This is a genomic window from Desulfurivibrio dismutans (assembly GCF_029210385.1).
Taxonomy (GTDB): Bacteria; Desulfobacterota; Desulfobulbia; order Desulfobulbales; family Desulfurivibrionaceae; genus Desulfurivibrio; species Desulfurivibrio dismutans.
In genome coordinates, this window is the sequence record NZ_JARGDQ010000004.1 from 314,758 (window position 1) to 330,047 (window position 15,290).

General features: G+C 61.4%; 13 protein-coding genes. 4 read left to right on the plus strand and 9 right to left on the minus strand.

The annotated features are described in order from the left end of the window. Positions 1–165 precede the first annotated feature (165 nt). Both P0N66_RS06725 and P0N66_RS06730 read left to right on the plus strand, forming a co-directional pair. Positions 166–1,806 carry an Lcl domain-containing protein gene (locus P0N66_RS06725; RefSeq protein WP_275803599.1) on the plus strand — a complete coding sequence of 547 codons (1,641 nt, stop codon included), beginning with the start codon at positions 166–168 and terminating at the stop codon, positions 1,804–1,806. Positions 1,807–2,224: 418 nt separating this feature from the next. Then, positions 2,225–2,776, plus strand: a complete 552-nt coding sequence (locus tag P0N66_RS06730; RefSeq protein WP_275803601.1) for an Lcl C-terminal domain-containing protein — start codon at positions 2,225–2,227, stop codon at positions 2,774–2,776. A 134-nt stretch (positions 2,777–2,910) separates the two neighbouring features. Here the strand turns inward: P0N66_RS06730 and P0N66_RS06735 are convergent, their stop codons facing one another. Together P0N66_RS06735 and P0N66_RS06740 are read right to left on the minus strand one after the other, a co-directional pair. Beyond that, positions 2,911–3,045 carry a type II toxin-antitoxin system prevent-host-death family antitoxin gene (locus tag P0N66_RS06735; RefSeq protein ID WP_338140545.1) on the minus strand — a complete coding sequence of 45 codons (135 nt, stop codon included), beginning with the start codon at positions 3,043–3,045 and terminating at the stop codon, positions 2,911–2,913. Positions 3,046–3,152: 107 nt separating this feature from the next. Further along, a complete protein-coding gene (locus tag P0N66_RS06740) occupies positions 3,153–4,478 on the minus strand; it encodes an MFS transporter (protein WP_275803603.1) in 1,326 nt (441 codons plus the stop codon). Between the two features lie 304 nt (positions 4,479–4,782). On the opposite strand from P0N66_RS06740, the gene fbp reads away from it, so the two are divergent. Beyond that, positions 4,783–5,802: a class 1 fructose-bisphosphatase gene (gene fbp, locus P0N66_RS06745; RefSeq protein WP_275803605.1), complete on the plus strand. Its 1,020-nt coding sequence runs from the start codon at positions 4,783–4,785 to the stop codon at positions 5,800–5,802. Positions 5,803–5,938: 136 nt separating this feature from the next. On the opposite strand, the gene dusB is transcribed toward fbp, so the two are convergent. The 7 genes from dusB to P0N66_RS06775 all read right to left on the minus strand — a co-directional run bounded on the left by dusB (position 5,939) and on the right by P0N66_RS06775 (position 14,949). Further along, entirely contained in the window at positions 5,939–6,877 is a 939-nt protein-coding gene (gene dusB, locus P0N66_RS06750; protein ID WP_275803607.1) for a tRNA dihydrouridine synthase DusB, read from the minus strand. Further along, complete coding sequence (gene tkt / locus P0N66_RS06755; RefSeq protein WP_275803609.1) at positions 6,870–8,858, minus strand: transketolase; 1,989 nt, start codon at positions 8,856–8,858, stop codon at positions 6,870–6,872. Before tkt ends, dusB begins: the two co-directional genes overlap by 8 nt. A 62-nt stretch (positions 8,859–8,920) precedes the next feature. Beyond that, positions 8,921–9,472, minus strand: coding sequence for an LptE family protein (gene lptE, locus P0N66_RS06760; protein ID WP_275803611.1), 552 nt, complete (start codon positions 9,470–9,472; stop codon positions 8,921–8,923). Beyond that, positions 9,472–11,961 (minus strand): leucine--tRNA ligase, encoded by a 2,490-nt coding sequence (gene leuS / locus P0N66_RS06765; RefSeq protein ID WP_275803613.1) that lies wholly within the window; start codon positions 11,959–11,961, stop codon positions 9,472–9,474. The genes lptE and leuS overlap by 1 nt, the downstream gene beginning before the upstream one ends. A gap of 242 nt (positions 11,962–12,203) precedes the next feature. Further along, on the minus strand, positions 12,204–13,400 hold the full coding sequence (gene chrA / locus P0N66_RS06770; protein ID WP_431190024.1) for a chromate efflux transporter: 1,197 nt from the start codon (positions 13,398–13,400) through the stop codon (positions 12,204–12,206). Next, positions 13,400–13,675 carry a site-specific integrase gene (locus P0N66_RS12910; protein WP_431190017.1) on the minus strand — a complete coding sequence of 92 codons (276 nt, stop codon included), beginning with the start codon at positions 13,673–13,675 and terminating at the stop codon, positions 13,400–13,402. The genes chrA and P0N66_RS12910 overlap by 1 nt, the downstream gene beginning before the upstream one ends. 77 nt (positions 13,676–13,752) lie before the next feature. Then, positions 13,753–14,949 carry an ATP-binding protein gene (locus P0N66_RS06775; RefSeq protein ID WP_275803617.1) on the minus strand — a complete coding sequence of 399 codons (1,197 nt, stop codon included), beginning with the start codon at positions 14,947–14,949 and terminating at the stop codon, positions 13,753–13,755. A gap of 197 nt (positions 14,950–15,146) precedes the next feature. On the opposite strand from P0N66_RS06775, the gene P0N66_RS12915 reads away from it, so the two are divergent. Continuing rightward, a partial coding sequence (locus tag P0N66_RS12915; protein WP_431190025.1) for a type I restriction-modification system subunit M N-terminal domain-containing protein occupies positions 15,147–15,290 on the plus strand: 144 nt, incomplete at its 3' end.

Sequence of the window (15,290 nt, forward strand, 5' to 3'; positions counted from 1 at the left end):
CGGCCTGGGAATTGGGACAAGGCAGAGCGGGTAAACAATATCAGGGGAGGAGCGGAGCTCATGGCGCGGAGTTTGCAGTCAACCAACCAAGTAAATCTTCAATCTGAAAATAAATTTTTCATTCAATCCCTCGCGGCCCACCGGCGGGCCGCTTCAGCAGGTGGTTTGTCGCAGTCCAAACCGCCCGGGCGTCTGCTGCCGTTCGGCCTGTTTTTGGCAGCGGTGTTACTGATGGTGCTGCTGGCCGGTTGCAGCAGCGGTAGTTCTTCCAATAAGTCTTCTAAGTCTTCCACGAAAGAATCAGAAAGTTACACCGTTACTTTTGTGGGTCATGATGGCACGGTACTGAAGGAGGAGGCCGTGTCCCACGGAGAAGACGCCACCGCTCCGGCCGACCCGGAACGCGCTGGTTACACCTTCACCGGCTGGAATCCGGCCTACACCAACATCGTCGGCGACCTGACGGTCACCGCGCAGTACACCATCAACACCTACACCGTCACTCCCGAGGCCGGTGCGGGCGGCGGCATCAGCCCGGCCACCGCCCAGAGCGTCAACCATGGCGCCACCACCAGCTTTACCGTTAACCCCGATGAAGGCTACGCCATCGACCAGGTCAGCGGCTGCGGCGGTAGCTTGAGTAACAACACCTACACCACCGGGGCGATCACCGCCGCCTGCACGGTCAGCGCCACCTTTGTTGTTGAGCTGGCCCCGCTGGCCCCGCTGGTCCTGAGCGCCGAGGCTGGCGACGGCCAGGTCACCCTGAGCTGGAACGAGATCGGAGCCGACCGCTACGACCTCATCTACGCCACCGACCCCGACTTCGACCCCGCCAACTACTCAGCCTATGGCGGAACCATGGTGGTTGATGCTACCACCCCCCATGTCGAAGTTGAACTGACCAACGGCACCACCTACTATTTCGTGGTGGAGGCTCACAAAGACGGCCAGGCCGTCGCCCTTTCGGCCAAGGTGACCGCTACTCCTGCAGTTCCGTTGGCCGTGGTTCAGAGTCCGCTCAACGACACCGGGATCACCGCCTGCGGTAATTACGCTTCTGACCCGCCAGGCACCGGCGACAACCACAGCAACAGCCTGGTTTGCGAGGATGTGGGGGCCACTACCACGGTTGCCGGCGAAGATGAGCATGGCAACCCGGTGCCGGCGGGCCAGGATGTCCATTTCGGCCGCGATGCCGCGACCTTGCCTGGCGGACCGGGCCTGGTCAAGATCGGCGCCGGAGTAGCCGGTTTTGATTTCACTAAGCTGGGGGCCGACGGCCAGCCCCTGGCGGAGCAGGATACGGCTTGGAATGCCGGCGGCAGCGAGGATGACGGCAGCCAGTGGTCCTGTGTGCAGGACAACCGTACCGGCCTGATCTGGGAGGTGAAGGTGGATGATGATTCCCACCTGCGCCACCTGGGCCATACCTACTCCTGGTACAATGAAGAAAATGCCACCAATGGCGGCAATGCCGGCACCCAGAACGGCGGCACGTGCAGCGGCAGCGAGTGCGATACCCAGGCCTTTGTCCAGGATGTCAATGCCGCCGGGCTTTGCGGGGCTAATGACTGGCGACTGCCCACGGTCCAGGAACTGCTGAGTGTTGTCGATAACGGCCGAACCAGTACGGCCATTGATCTCGATTATTTTCCCAACACCTCATCGGACCAATTTTGGTCGTCGTCGCCCTACGCCGGCCATGTCAACCCCGCCTGGCTCGTCTCCTTTAGCGGTGGCCGTGTCTACTACGACGGCAAGGGCAGCGGCAACCGGGTTCGTTTGGTTCGCGCGGGACAGTGATTTTGGCCGCGCAGCGGCTTGGGAACATTGATCGGGAAGATTATGCGGCACTTGAACTATCTCCCCATCTGGCGGGATGCCAACCTGCTGATGCTGGAACTGGAACAGGCGGTGCGGGGTTTTTCTCGCTACCATAAATATACGGTGGGCAGCGAAATAAGGGCTACGGCAGCGATCCTGCCTGTACGAGTAGAACCTCCTGGATCATTTCGTTGCCACAAGGGATGCCCTGCAAGCCCAAACCTGGCAGCCTTCGCCACCCGTTGTTTTTACCGTCGAGAAACCCAAGGCCAGCGAGGGCTATGACGTTGGATTTGTGAGCTGGCTGGTACCCGGCCACCGTCTTTTCCGTGGCCGACCAGGACGACCGGGAATTTTCGGCAGTTGCCGATTTCGTAACCAATTGAGGAGGAAACCGATGAAACAAGGAATATATTTGCTGTCCCTGACCATGGTCCTGGTGGTTTTAACGGCGCCGGCGGCCCTGGCGGAAGTAACCTGCGGCAACGAGAACAGCGCGGTGACCGCCACTACTCCGACCACGGATTTCAGCGTCAACGGCGACGGCACCGTGACCCATAACCCTACCGGCCTGATCTGGATGCGTTGCAGTCTGGGACAGAGCTGGGACGTCAGCACCAGCACCTGCACCGGCGCCGACTCCACCTATACCTGGCAACAGGCCCTGGCGGCCGCCCAGACTATTAACGGCAACGGCGGTTATGCCGGGCACAACGACTGGCGCCTGCCCAATAAGAACGAGTTGGAGTCCATTGTAGAGAGGCGCTGCTGGTCGCCGGCCATCAACGCCGCAATTTTCCCTGGCACCCCATCGGACAGGTTTTGGTCGTCTTCGCCCTTCGCCTACAATGCCGAATACGCCTGGCGGGTCCTCTTCGACTACGGCTACGTCAACGGCAGCTACAAGCAGAACGGCAGCCGGGTTCGGTTGGTTCGCGCGGGACAGTGATTTTGGCCGGCGGTTGGGCGGGGTTGGGAAATGCGTGACCGAAGTTCTGTCCACAGAATATCCGCCAGTTTCTCCGCATCGGTCGGTTCATTCCATCTGAGTTTCATCAAGAATCCTATCCGGTTCTTCGTTGCTCAGACCCGGCTCTGATCCACATCGCTCAGCCCCGCTTGGACGGCCTGGATAAATCGGGCCTGTTCGGAAAGCCGGTCGAATTCAGCCGGGGTGATCAGCACCCCGGCTGCCTTACCATTCTGCGTAATAATGATTGTCCGTTGCTAACTTTGCATCTGCCGCGGCATTTTTGATGCCTGGTTTTTATAGTCAGACAGGGAGACAATGTTTTCATGCAACATGAATGGATTTCATGCCCGAATCAGCTTTCCCCGGCGGCCTTAAGCCGTTGTTTGGCGTGAATGGTCCATAAAACGCCGGGTACCAGGAAGAGCAGGGCCAGTACCATGGTGACATCGCGGGGGTCGACACCCCGGTCCAGGGCGGCGCCGGTGAGGTAGGTGGAAATACTCAGGATCATGGTCACCAGGGCCATTTCGGTGGCAAACACTCGGCCCCGATACTGGTCCTCCACCGCCTTCTGCAGCAGGGTGGTGCTGAAAACCCACTGCACCGAGCCGCCGATATGCCCCAGCAGCACGAACAGCGCCGCCCAGGCCAGGGTGGGCGAGAGGCTGAAGGCGATATATGACAGGCAACCCATGAAGAAGGCCAGGCCGATGGAGCGGTACATGTCCCGGTTGCGCTCCCCCAGCAGCCGCCAGGCCAAAATAGGCCCGATGGCCGCACCTATCCCCCGCATGCTGTACAAAATGCCGCTGCCGCCGCCCTGGCCGCCGGTCTGAAACACCTGTTCCCCGAAAATGGCCAGCATCACCAGCAGCCCGCCGGAGATCGCCCAGCCGCATTTCACCATCAGCAGCGCGGCCACCTGGCGATGTCCGGCCAGATAACGAATGCCGGCGGTAAGGTCGTTGAGGCCGGTAAAGTCCCGCCAGGTGTTTTTGCCTGTTTTTTTGCGGGCTACATGGGGTAGCACCACGCTGGCCAGCAGGGCGGCGGAGACGGCGAAGGTCAGGGCGTCCAGCACGATGGCGGTCTGCCAGCCCCAGGCAGCGGTGACCAACCCGCCCAGAGCGGCGCCGGCGGCCAGCATCACCGACCAGGTGGCGCCGGAGAGGGCGTTGGCCAGGTGCAGCTCTTCGGGCCGGCAGACGTTGGGCACCGAGGCCCGCCGGGCCGGGTCGTAAAAGGACCACAGGGTTTCCTGGATCAGGGCCAGCACGAACACCAGCCAGATCAACTCGGCATCGCGGACCAGCAGAAAACCCAGCACCACGAAGATGCGTCCCACATCACAGAAGATCATGATCGCCTTGCGGGAGAAACGATCGGCCACCACCCCGGCCGCCGGGGCCAGGATGGCGGTGGGCAGGTACTTGGCAATCAAGAACCAGCTTACCGCCGCGCCGCTGCCCACCATTTCATTGAGCAGCACAAAAACGGCGATATAGTTGAACCAGTTGCCCATCTGGCTGACCACCCCGGCCAGCCAGAAGCGCAGGTAATTCTTGTTGCCCTTAAACAGGATGACGTAAGAACGCCACTGACCGGCGGGCAGATGGGGGCGGTATGCGGCAGGGCCGTTTCGGGCGGCGCTATTGGCGGTTGGTTCGGGAGCAGGCATCGCGCCAAAATGGGATTTTTCCCCGTTGCTGTCAAGGACAAAAGCCGCTGCCCGTTCCGGCACGTAACTATTCAGCAGTGCCCCAGGTTGCGGTAAGCCAGGTCGGCGTAGCGTACATCAGGTACTCAAGCCGACCTGATCGCCGCAAGATGGGGTGCTGCTGTATAGTTACGAGTTTTTGTTTGACCGGGCCGGGCAACTTGCTTAAGGTGTGGGGCGGTGGGGCTGGTGTCCCGTTAATCTCAGGCCTGGCGGCCAACGTCGGGCATAACCTAACAAAGCAGCCAAAGGAGCAAGTAGCGAGATGAGCAGACCACTGGGCATTACGGTAAGCCGTCATATCATGGACAGTCAGCGCCTTCACCCCGAGGCCACCGGTGATCTTACCGGCTTGCTCAACGAGTTGATTGTTGCCGCCAAGACCATCTCGGCGGAGGTCAACATGGCGGGACTGGCCGATATTCTGGGGATGAGCGGCAAAACCAACATCCAGGGTGAGCATGTGCAGAAGCTGGATGAATTCTCCAACAACACCATCAAGCGGCGCATGGCCCGCTGCGGTTACCTTTGTGCCATGACCTCGGAAGAGGAGGCCGACATCATCCCGGTGGCGGAAGGTTATGAGGGTAAATACACCCTGGCCTTCGACCCCCTGGACGGCTCCTCCAACATCGACGTCAACGTCAGTATCGGCACCATCTTTTCCATTCACCGCCGTCGCTCTCCGGACGGCGGCCCCGGCGAGGAGGCCGATCTGCTGCAGCCGGGCCGTGACCAGGTGGCCGCCGGCTACATCATCTACGGCTCCAGCACCATGCTGGTCTTCACCACCGGCGACGGTGTGCACGGCTTTACCCTGGACCCCAGTGTCGGCGAGTTCTACCTCTCCCACCCGGATATCCGTATTCCCGAGAAGAGCAAGTACTTCAGTGTCAATGAGGGCAACTGGAACTACTGGCAGGAGCCGGTGCGCCGTTATCTGGAATATCTTAAGGAAGAGGACAAGGCCACGGGGCGGCCCTACAGCGCCCGATACATCGGCTCCATGGTGGCGGATTTTCACCGCAACCTGATCGCCGGTGGTGTCTTTCTCTACCCCCGGGATGGCAAGGATTCCACCAAAACTTACGGCAAGCTGCGGCTACTGTACGAGGCCGCACCTCTGGCCATGGTGGTGGAACAGGCCGGCGGCAAGGCGGTAACCGATGACGGCCGCAGAATTCTCGATATCGTTCCCGATGACCTGCACCAGCGCGTGCCGGTGGTGATCGGCAGCAGCAAGGATGTTGATACCTTTCTGGATTTTACAAACGGCAAAAAATGATGAGGTCGCAAAAAGTCCATGGACGGACTTTTTGCGACCTCATCAAAAATGACTGCTTGGTAAAAAACGGCGCCGACTGGAAATCGTTTGAAACGATTTGTGTTCGTAAGTCAGCCCGTATTGCGAGGTGGGGCCATCAGAGTTGCGTCAGTAGTTTCTCCAGCGCCGCCGGCCCGGGTGCGTCATAGATCGCCTGGCGCATCGCCGCCGCCGCCGGCACCTCTTTGAAATAGCGGCCGATCTGGTTATTGATGCGGGCCGGATGATGGTAGGGGTGATATTGCAACAAAAGCGTCAGATGGCGCCGGGCGGCGGCCAGCCGCTGTGGCAGGGCTGGGGAAGCGGGAGAATCCGGGGTAAAAACCCAAGGGGCGCCGATGGCCCCGCGCCCGACCATGACCCCGTCGCAGTCGGTATTGGCCATCATGGCCAAAGCTTCCCGGTGGGTAGTAACATCGCCGTTGCCGATCACCGGTACCTTGACCGCCTGCTTGACCGCCGCGATCACCCGCTGGTCGGCCCGGCCGGAGAAGCCGTCGCTCCAGGTGCGGGCGTGCACGGCCACCGCCGCCGCCCCGCAATCCTCACAGCGCCGGGCAAACTCCGGGGCGGTGATGCTTTGATGATTCCAGCCGGAACGGAACTTTACCGTCACCGGCAGGTCGGTGGCCCGGACCACCGCCGTAACGATGGCCGCCGCCAGTTCGGGGGCACGCATCAGGGCGGCCCCGGCGCCCTTTTTCACCACCTTCTTCACCGGGCAGCCCATGTTAAGGTCAATGCCGTCAATGGGCAGCTGGCTCAAAATCGCCGCCGCTTCCCCCATCACCTCCGGCTCGGCCCCGAAAAGCTGCATGATCACCGGCCGTTCGGCCGGCACCGTGGCCAACAGTTCCAGGGTGCTTTGCTGCTGGCGGACCAGCCCGTGGCAACTGATCATCTCCGAATAACAAAGCCCGGCCCCATACTCCCGGCAGAGCAGGCGAAAGGCCAGGTCGGAAAACCCGGCCAGGGGCGCGGCGATCAAAGGGGAAGAGAGGGCCAGAGAGCCGATTTGTAAAATAGGTTTATGCACCGGCGGCGGCAATCACCTTATCCACGGTGAAGCCGAACAACTCAAACAACTCCCCGGCCGGCGCCGATTCACCAAACCGATCCAGGCCGATCACCTGCCCCTTGCGGCCCACATACTTGTACCAGCCGGCGGTGCTGCCGGCCTCGATGGCGATCCGCTTGTCCACCGCGTCGGGCAGTACCTGCTGGCGATAGGCCTCATCCTGGGCCTCGAAGACCTCCACGCAGGGCAGGGAAACCACCCGGGTGGGGCGGCCCTGCCGGTTCAACTGCTCGGCGGCGGCCACTGCCAGCTCAACTTCCGAGCCGGTGGCCAGCAGGATCAACTCCGGGGTGCCGTCGCAGTCGCGCAGCACATAACCGCCCCGGGCAATGGCAGCGCTCTGGGCGGCGTCACGTTGCTGGTGGGGCAGCCCCTGGCGGGAGAGCAGCAGGGCGCTGGGGCCGTCGGTTCTTTCCACCGCCTGCCGCCAGGCCACCGCCGTTTCCACCGCGTCGGCCGGTCGCCAGACGTTGAGGTTGGGGATCAGCCGCAGGGAGGCGGCATGCTCGACGGGCTGGTGGGTGGGGCCGTCCTCGCCCAAGCCGATGGAGTCGTGGGTCAGCACGAAAATCGCCCGCTGTTTCATCAGGGAGGCCATGCGGATGGCGTTGCGGGCATAGTCGGCAAAGACCAGGAAGGTGGCGGTGTAGGGGATAAAACCGCCGTGCAGGGCCAAACCGTTGCCGATGGCCACCATGGCGAATTCCCGCACCCCGAAGTAGATGTAGTTGCCGGCGGGGTCCTTTTTAATGTCCTTGCTGCCGCTCCAGATGGTGAGGTTGGAACCGGCCAGGTCGGCGGAGCCGCCGATCAGCTCCGGCAGCAGCGGCCCGTAGCCTTCAAGGGCCAGTTGCGAGGCCTTGCGGCTGGCCACTTTGGCGGCCTTGGCTTCACTTTCGGCGACAAAGGCGTCAGCCTTGGCCGCCCAGTCGGCGGGTAACTCGCCGGCCAGTCGGCGTTTGAATTCCGCCGCCGCTTCGGGGTGGACCTGCTCGTAAGCGGCCATCTTTTCCTGCCAGGCGGCTTCCGCTTGCCCGCCGCGCTCACGGGCGTCCCAGCCGGCGTAAATATCGGCGGGAACTTCAAAGGAGGGATGGGGCCAGTCCATTTCGGCTCGGGTCAGGGCGATTTCTTCTTCCCCCAGCGGCGCGCCGTGGCAGGTTTCCTTGCCCTGCTTGTTGGGGGAGCAGCAGCCGATGATGGTCTTGCAGCAGATCAGGGTGGGTTTTTCCTGTTCGGCCCGCGCTTCGTTGATGGCCGCCTTGACCGCTTCGGGGTCGTGGCCGTCCACATCGGCGATCACCTTCCAGCCGTAGGCGGTAAAGCGGCCCGGGATATCCTCGGTGAACCAGCCTTCCACCTCGCCGTCAATGGAAATACCGTTGTCGTCGTAAATGGCGATCAGCTTGTTAAGGCCCAGGGTGCCGGCTAAAGAACAGGCCTCATGGGAAATGCCTTCCATCATGCAGCCGTCACCCAGGAAGGTGTAGGTGTGGTGGTCAACAATCTCGTGGCCGGGCCGGTTGAACTGGGCGGCCAGGGTCCGCTCGGCGATGGCCATGCCCACGGCGTTGGTGATCCCCTGGCCCAGCGGCCCGGAGGTGGTCTCCACCCCCGGAGTGTAGCCGTATTCGGGGTGGCCGGGGGTTTTGGCGTGGAGCTGGCGGAAGTTTTTGATGTCCTCGATGCCCAGGTCATAGCCGCTTAAATGGAGCACCGAATAAAGCAGCATGGAGCCGTGGCCGTTGGAGAAGACAAAACGGTCGCGGTCCGGCCAGCTCGGGTTGGCGGGGTTGTGTTTCAAAAAATCGTTCCACAGTACTTCGGCGATATCAGCCATGCCCATGGGGGCGCCGGGGTGACCGGAGTTGGCTTTCTGGACGGCGTCCATGCTCAGGGCGCGGACCGCGTTGGCGAGTTGGCGGCGGGTGGGGGCCATTTTCTCCTCCTGCTTATGTTGCTTTTGTTAACCTTGCACCAGGCCCAATAGCCTGCTGAAGTTTACCGTTGTTGCTGGTTGCGGGTCAAAGTGCGTAAAACGCGTAAATAAACCTGTTCGGCCAGGCTGTCCACCAGTCGGTGCAGGGCCTGGCGCTTGTTGGCGTCGTTCTGGCTGATACTGTCGCTAAGATTGTAAGTTTCTTCCAGGCTGATATCCTGGTTTTGCCAGACGATGCGGTCGCTTTCCCGCTCGGTAAGGGTGGCGGTGGCATTCATGATGGCGGTAAGGGACCGGGCGGCACTGGTGGTGTCGTAGGAAAAACCGGGATAACGCACCGAGTTGATCCGGCCGTTTAAAACATAATCCGCCTCCTCCTCGTCGGCCACCAGTATGATCCGGCCCGACTGGGCCAGCCAGTCACTCATGGCGTTATGGGCTTGGACCTCCAGGGCCAATTCACTGGTGGCGTTCCGCCACATGGGCGCATATATCCGGGCCGGTGGCACATCCCGCATCTCCGGCATCACGTTGGGGTTGTGATAGCCGCAGGCAGTCAGGCCGAGCAGCAGCGCCAGGCTGCAGGTTAAGGCGGTCAGCTTAAAAAAAATCATCAGATCACGATATTGACCAATTTGTCCGGCACCACGATGATCTTGCGGATCGGGACGTTGCCGACGAAGCTTTGGACCTTTTCATCGGCCAGGGCCAGTTCCTTGAGTTGCTCTTCCGGCAGCCCCGGCGCCACCTGCAGTCGGCCGCGGACCTTGCCCTTGACCTGGACCACCACGGTGATTTCCTCTTCCTTGGCCGCTTCCGGGTCAAACTCGGGCCAGCCCTGGTTGTCCAGCGATTCGGCATGCCCCAGCCCTTCCCACAGCTCGGCGCAGAGGTGCGGCACCATGGGGAAGAGCAGGGTGAGCATGGTCTGTACCGCCCGGCGGGTTACCGCCGGGGCCGGTTTGCTGTTCGCCTCGGCGGCGTTGAGGGAAAAGAGGGTGTTGCTCAGTTCCATCACCGCGCTGATGGCGGTGTTGAACTGAAAGGAGTTATCGATATCCTGGCCCACCTTGCGGATGGTCTGGTGGGTCTTGCGGTGCAGAGCGCGGTCGGCCTCGTTGAGCTCGGCCGGCAGTTCCTCGCCGGCAGCACGCAGCAACTCCCGGTTGTCCAGCACGAAACGGTGAATCCGGCTCAAGAAGCGAAAGGCTCCCTCCACCCCCTGGTGGTTCCACTCCAGGTCCCGCTCCGGCGGGGCGGCAAAGAGGCTGAAGAGGCGCACCGTGTCGGCCCCGTACTGTTCGATCAGTTCATTGGGGTCCACCACGTTGCCCTTGGACTTGCTCATCTTGGAGCCGTCCTTGATCACCATCCCCTGGGTGAGCAGGTTGGTGAAGGGCTCGTCGATTGCAAGATACCCCATGTCCCCCAGCACCTTGGTGAAAAAGCGGGAGTAGAGCAGGTGTAAAATGGCGTGTTCCACCCCGCCGATGTACTGGTCCACCGGCAGCCAGTAGTCGGCGGCGGGTTTATCCAGCGGCGCCTCGTGGCTGTCCGGGCAGGTGTAGCGGGCAAAGTACCAGGAGGACTCCATGAAGGTGTCCATGGTGTCGGTTTCCCGCCGGGCCGCACTGCCGCAGGCGGGGCAGCTGGTGTTGATGAAACTCTCCAGGGTATGCAGGGGTGATTTGCCCGATTGATCGAAATTGACATCGGTGGGCAGCACCACCGGCAGTTGGTTTTCCGGCACCGGCTGCACGCCGCACTGTTCACAATGGATGATGGGAATGGGGGTGCCCCAGTAGCGCTGGCGGGAAATGCCCCAGTCGCGCAGGCGGTAGGTGATTTGGCTTTGGCCGCAGCCCAGTTCTTCGGCCCGGCGGGTGATGGCTTTTTTTGCCGTCTCGTGGTCCAGGCCGGAAAATTCACCGGAATCGGCCAGTACCCCCGGGCCTTCATGGGCCTCGCCCATGGTGGCGCCGTCAAGTTTTTCCCCTTCGGGGTGGACCACCGGCTGCACCGGCAGCTCGTACTGGCGGGCGAACTCGAAATCCCGCTGGTCGTGGGCCGGCACCGCCATCACCGCCCCGGTGCCGTATTCCATCAGCACGAAGTTGGCGGCAAAGATGGGCAGCCGTGCCCCGGTGAAGGGGTTGAGACAGTAGCCGCCGGTGAAAACCCCTTCCTTGGGGGGCTCTTCCCCGGCCGCCAATTGCCGGCGGGCGGCCTGGGTGCGCCGGACGAAATCTTTGATCTCCGCTTCCCGCTCGGTGCCTTGGCTGAGCTCGGCCACCAGCGGGTGTTCCGGCGCCACCGACATGAAGGTGGCCCCGAAGACGGTATCCGGCCGGGTGGTGAAGATGGTCAGCTTTTCCTCGCGGCCTTCAATGGCGAATTGCAGCTCGGCGCCGCTGCTTTTGCCGATCCAGTTGCGCTGCATGGTCAGCACTTTTTCCGGCCAGCCGGGCAGGCGGTCGCAGCCGGCCAGCAACTCTTCGGCATAGGCGGTGATCTTGAGAAACCAGCCCTGCATCTGGCGTGGGGTCACCGCCTGGTCGCAGCGCCAGCAGGCGCCGTTTATCACCTGCTCGTTGGCCAGCACCGTCTGACAGGTTTCGCACCAGTTGACGGTGGTCAGCTTGCGGTAAGCCAGACCCCGATCGAGCATCTTGAGGAAAAAGAGCTGCTCCCAGCGGTAGTAGGACGGGTCGCAGGTGGCCAGTTCCCGGTCCCAGTCATAGCTCAGGCCCAGGCGCTGGAGTTGACCTCGCATGTAGTCGATGTTCTCGTAAGTCCACTTGGCCGGGTGGGTGCCGTGTTTGATGGCGGCGTTTTCCGCCGGCATCCCGAAGGCGTCCCAGCCCATGGGGTGGATCACGTTGTCGCCGCACATCCGGCGGTAGCGGGCCACCACATCGCCGATGGTGTAGTTGCGCACATGGCCCATGTGGATGCGGCCGGAGGGGTAGGGAAACATCTCCAGCACGTAATATTTTTTGTGCGCCTGATCCGGCGCCACCTGCCAGGTTTTGTCGTCAAGCCAGCGGGTACGCCATTTCTCTTCGATGGCGGCGAATTCGTAACGGTTTGGGGGGGTGCTCATGATCGCGGTCTTCAATTATATGTGTGAAAAAGAGATTTGAGGGCAAAATGCCGGACGCACAAGATCATGGTCTTTTACCTGACCGGGCTCAAAAAAACAACCGTATCCTGCCCAGGCGATGAGAGGGGGTCGGTTGCGACCACTACCGCACCTGCATCCACTATACCCTGAAAAAACCTGCGCCATGCCGACCTGGACGAAGAGATTATCGAATATATGGAAGGGGGCCTGAGCCGCTTCCGCTAGCCGAGCAGAATAAATCCCGCCGCGCTGGCGAGGAGCACCACCAGCCAGGGCGGCGCCTTCCAGAAGTGCAGCAACCCGAAGGCGGCAAGACCGAGAATGAAGTCAGGCGGGGTGTGGATCGCCTTGGTCCAGACTGGATCATAGAGGGCCGCCAGCAGCAGCCCTACCACCGCGGCATTGGTGCCGCGCAGGGCCGCCTGGGCCACCGGCGCCCGCCGCAGGCTTTCCCAGAAGGGCAGCACCCCCTGGACGAGCAGCAGAGCTGGGAGAAAGATGGCCAAGAGCGCCCACAAGCCGCCGAGCCAACCACCCGGGGTCGGCGGCACCATGGCGGTGCCGAGGTAGGCGGCAAAGGTGAAAAGCGGACCCGGCACCGCCTGGGCCGCGCCGTAGCCGGCAAGGAAGGCGTCATCGCCGATCCAGCCTGGAGGCACCACTTCGGCCTGCAGCAGGGGCAGGACCACATGGCCGCCGCCGAAGACCAGGGACCCGGCCCGGTAGAAGCTGTCGAACACCTGCAGCGGGGTATAAGCGAGGGAGGCGGCCAGCACCGGCAAGCCGAACAGCAACGCAAAGAAGGCGATCAGGCAGACCACCCCCAGACGCCGTGAAATAGCCGGAAAATGGTGGTCGATGACCGGCGGTTCTCCGCTGTCCCGGTACAGAATCAAACCCATTGCCCCGCCTGCCAGGATGACCAGGATCTGGGTCAGGGAACCCGGCAATGCCAGGACCGCCATGGCTGCCAGCAGGGCCAGGGTGGTGCGCTGTCGGTCGGGGCAGAGCTGGACCGCCATTCCCCAGACGGCGGAGGCAACCACCGCCACGGCGGCGATCTTGAGCCCCTGCAGCCAGCCCGCATCCTGCAGGTCGCCCAGCGACGTTACCCCGTAGGCAACCGCAATCATCAGAATAGCCGAAGGCATGGTGAAACCGAGCCAAGCCGCCAATCCTCCCAGGTTGCCACCGCGCATCAAACCGATGGCATAGCCGACCTGACTGCTGGCCGGTCCGGGAAGAAACTGGCACAGCGCCACCAGATCGGCATACCTTTCCTCGGTCAGCCAGCGCCGTCGCTTGACCAGTTCCTCCCGGAAAAAGCCGAGATGAGCCACCGGCCCCCCGAACGAGGTCAGCCCCAGTTTCAGAAATACCCAGAAAATCACTCTGAAAGGTAAACGTTCATGCTCCATCATGAATTCTCCGTTGTCCGGCAAGAACTCCCCGCAGCCAGTTCCCGGTGCAGTTCCTCGACTTTGTCGCTCAAACAGGAGAGCACCTCCCGCCCCAAGCTGGTGAGATAACATCTGCGGGCCATGTCTTTCATTTTAAAAAATTCAGTTGCATCTGCCAAATCCTGTCTGTATGCACGTATGGTGTGCTCCGATAGCCCCTTAGCCGTTTGACAGTGATGTAAAAAAAGATGGCAAAGGGGTTCAAAATTATTTTTGCTGAATGTTGGTCTCATGGCCTGGATATTCTTGATATGGTTTGATTAGCAGGTGTTTTTTTATGGGTGGGAAGTAGACTAGGGAGGTTCCGGCTTCAGTCAAACCAGGTTCGGGGAGGAATTTGCAGGAACTCTTCCAGGCTGATGCCGCCCGGTCCCACCAGGAGCACCTTGCGGGGAGCGAAGGCCCTGGTGAACGTCTCCAGCCCCGGCAGGGTCGTTTCGCTGCCTTGCCGGTTACCGCTCTTTACTTCGATGGCGACACTCTCCCCCCGGTATTCCAGCACGAAGTCAACCTCCCGGTTTTGCTCCCGCCAGTAATAGACCTTGATTCCGGCCGCCTCGCCGTCGTTTACCAGGTGCGCCCCGACGGCGCTTTCCGTAAGGCGGCCGAGAAAAACGGGGTCGGCCAGGGCCTGCTCATAAGACAACTGGGCCTGGGAGGTAATCAGCGCGGTGTTCAGCACTTGCAGCTTGGGGCTTGAAGAGCGGCGGCGGATTTTCCCGGCGGCGAATTTCTGCAACCCGGTGACCAGACCGGCCATCCCCAAGAGATCCAGGTAGTGGGCCAGGGTAGTGGTGTTGCCGGCTTCCTGCAACTGGCCCACCATTTTCTGGTAACTCAAAATTTGGCCGGAATAGGTGCAAGCCAGATAAAAAAGGCGGCGCAGCAGGGCCGGTTTGTCCACTCTGGTCATCAGCAGGATGTCCCGGGCGATGGAGGTCTCGATCAGGGAGTCATTGATGTAGGCGCGCCATCTGTCCTGGTCGGCCAGCAGGGGGGCGGCTCCGGGATAGCCGCCGTAAAGCAGGAACTGTTCCAGCGAAAATCCGAAGGCGGCCCGCATTTCGGCAAAGCCCCAGTGGGGCATGGAAATGGTCTCGAAGCGGCCGGCCATGCTCTCGCCAAGGCCATTTTGCATGAGCAGCGGGGATGAACCGGACAACACCACTTTCAAGGGCAGGGCGGAAAAACTGTCGGCATCCCACAGCCCTTTGACGATTTCCGCCCACCGGGGCAGTTTCTGGATTTCGTCGAGAAAGAGGATGGCTCCCCCGGGGGTTTGCCGGGCGGTGGTGCGGGCCGTTTCCCACTGCTGCATGAGCCAGCTTTCCGTTTGCATGGCCGGCAGGTCCGCCGAGGCGTAAAAGACCGGGCACTCGGTTTCCGCAACATATTGCCTGATCAGGGTGGTCTTCCCAACCTGACGTGGCCCGGCCAAAATCTGAATAAAACGGCGCGGTTCGCCCAGACGGCGTTGCAATACCTGGAATTGAGGACGCTTGTTCATTTTTGCTCACCTCCCTGAGGTATTTTACTCAACACTATGAGTAAAATATAGTAGCGTCAAGGGAAAAAGTAGAGACGAAAGACGAGATCACGCCATCATCGGCTTGTTTTTCACTGTCCTTTCGGCTAGTTTGAGTGCTTCATCGTGACAGGAGGGAGGAAACCCTTGCCGCCCAACCAGAACCCGGAAACCACTGAATGAACCCCACCGCTCCCATCATCTCCAAGGTCTGGAGTTTCTGTACCACCCTGCGCGACGACGGGGTGAGCTACGGTGATTACCTGGAACAGCTCACCTACCTGATCTTCCTCAAGATGGCCGATGAATACGCCGGGCCGCCT

Coding starts and splice junctions, on each gene's coding strand:
- P0N66_RS06730 (WP_275803601.1), top strand. CDS start 2,225: ATGAAACAAGGAATATATTTGCTGTCCCTGACCATGGTCCTGGTGGTT.
- P0N66_RS06740 (WP_275803603.1), bottom strand. CDS start 4,478: ATGCCTGCTCCCGAACCAACCGCCAATAGCGCCGCCCGAAACGGCCCT.
- fbp (WP_275803605.1), top strand. CDS start 4,783: ATGAGCAGACCACTGGGCATTACGGTAAGCCGTCATATCATGGACAGT.
- tkt (WP_275803609.1), bottom strand. CDS start 8,858: ATGGCCCCCACCCGCCGCCAACTCGCCAACGCGGTCCGCGCCCTGAGC.
- lptE (WP_275803611.1), bottom strand. CDS start 9,472: ATGATTTTTTTTAAGCTGACCGCCTTAACCTGCAGCCTGGCGCTGCTG.
- leuS (WP_275803613.1), bottom strand. CDS start 11,961: ATGAGCACCCCCCCAAACCGTTACGAATTCGCCGCCATCGAAGAGAAA.
- chrA (WP_431190024.1), bottom strand. CDS start 13,400: ATGGAGCATGAACGTTTACCTTTCAGAGTGATTTTCTGGGTATTTCTG.
- P0N66_RS12910 (WP_431190017.1), bottom strand. CDS start 13,675: ATGAGACCAACATTCAGCAAAAATAATTTTGAACCCCTTTGCCATCTT.
- P0N66_RS06775 (WP_275803617.1), bottom strand. CDS start 14,949: ATGAACAAGCGTCCTCAATTCCAGGTATTGCAACGCCGTCTGGGCGAA.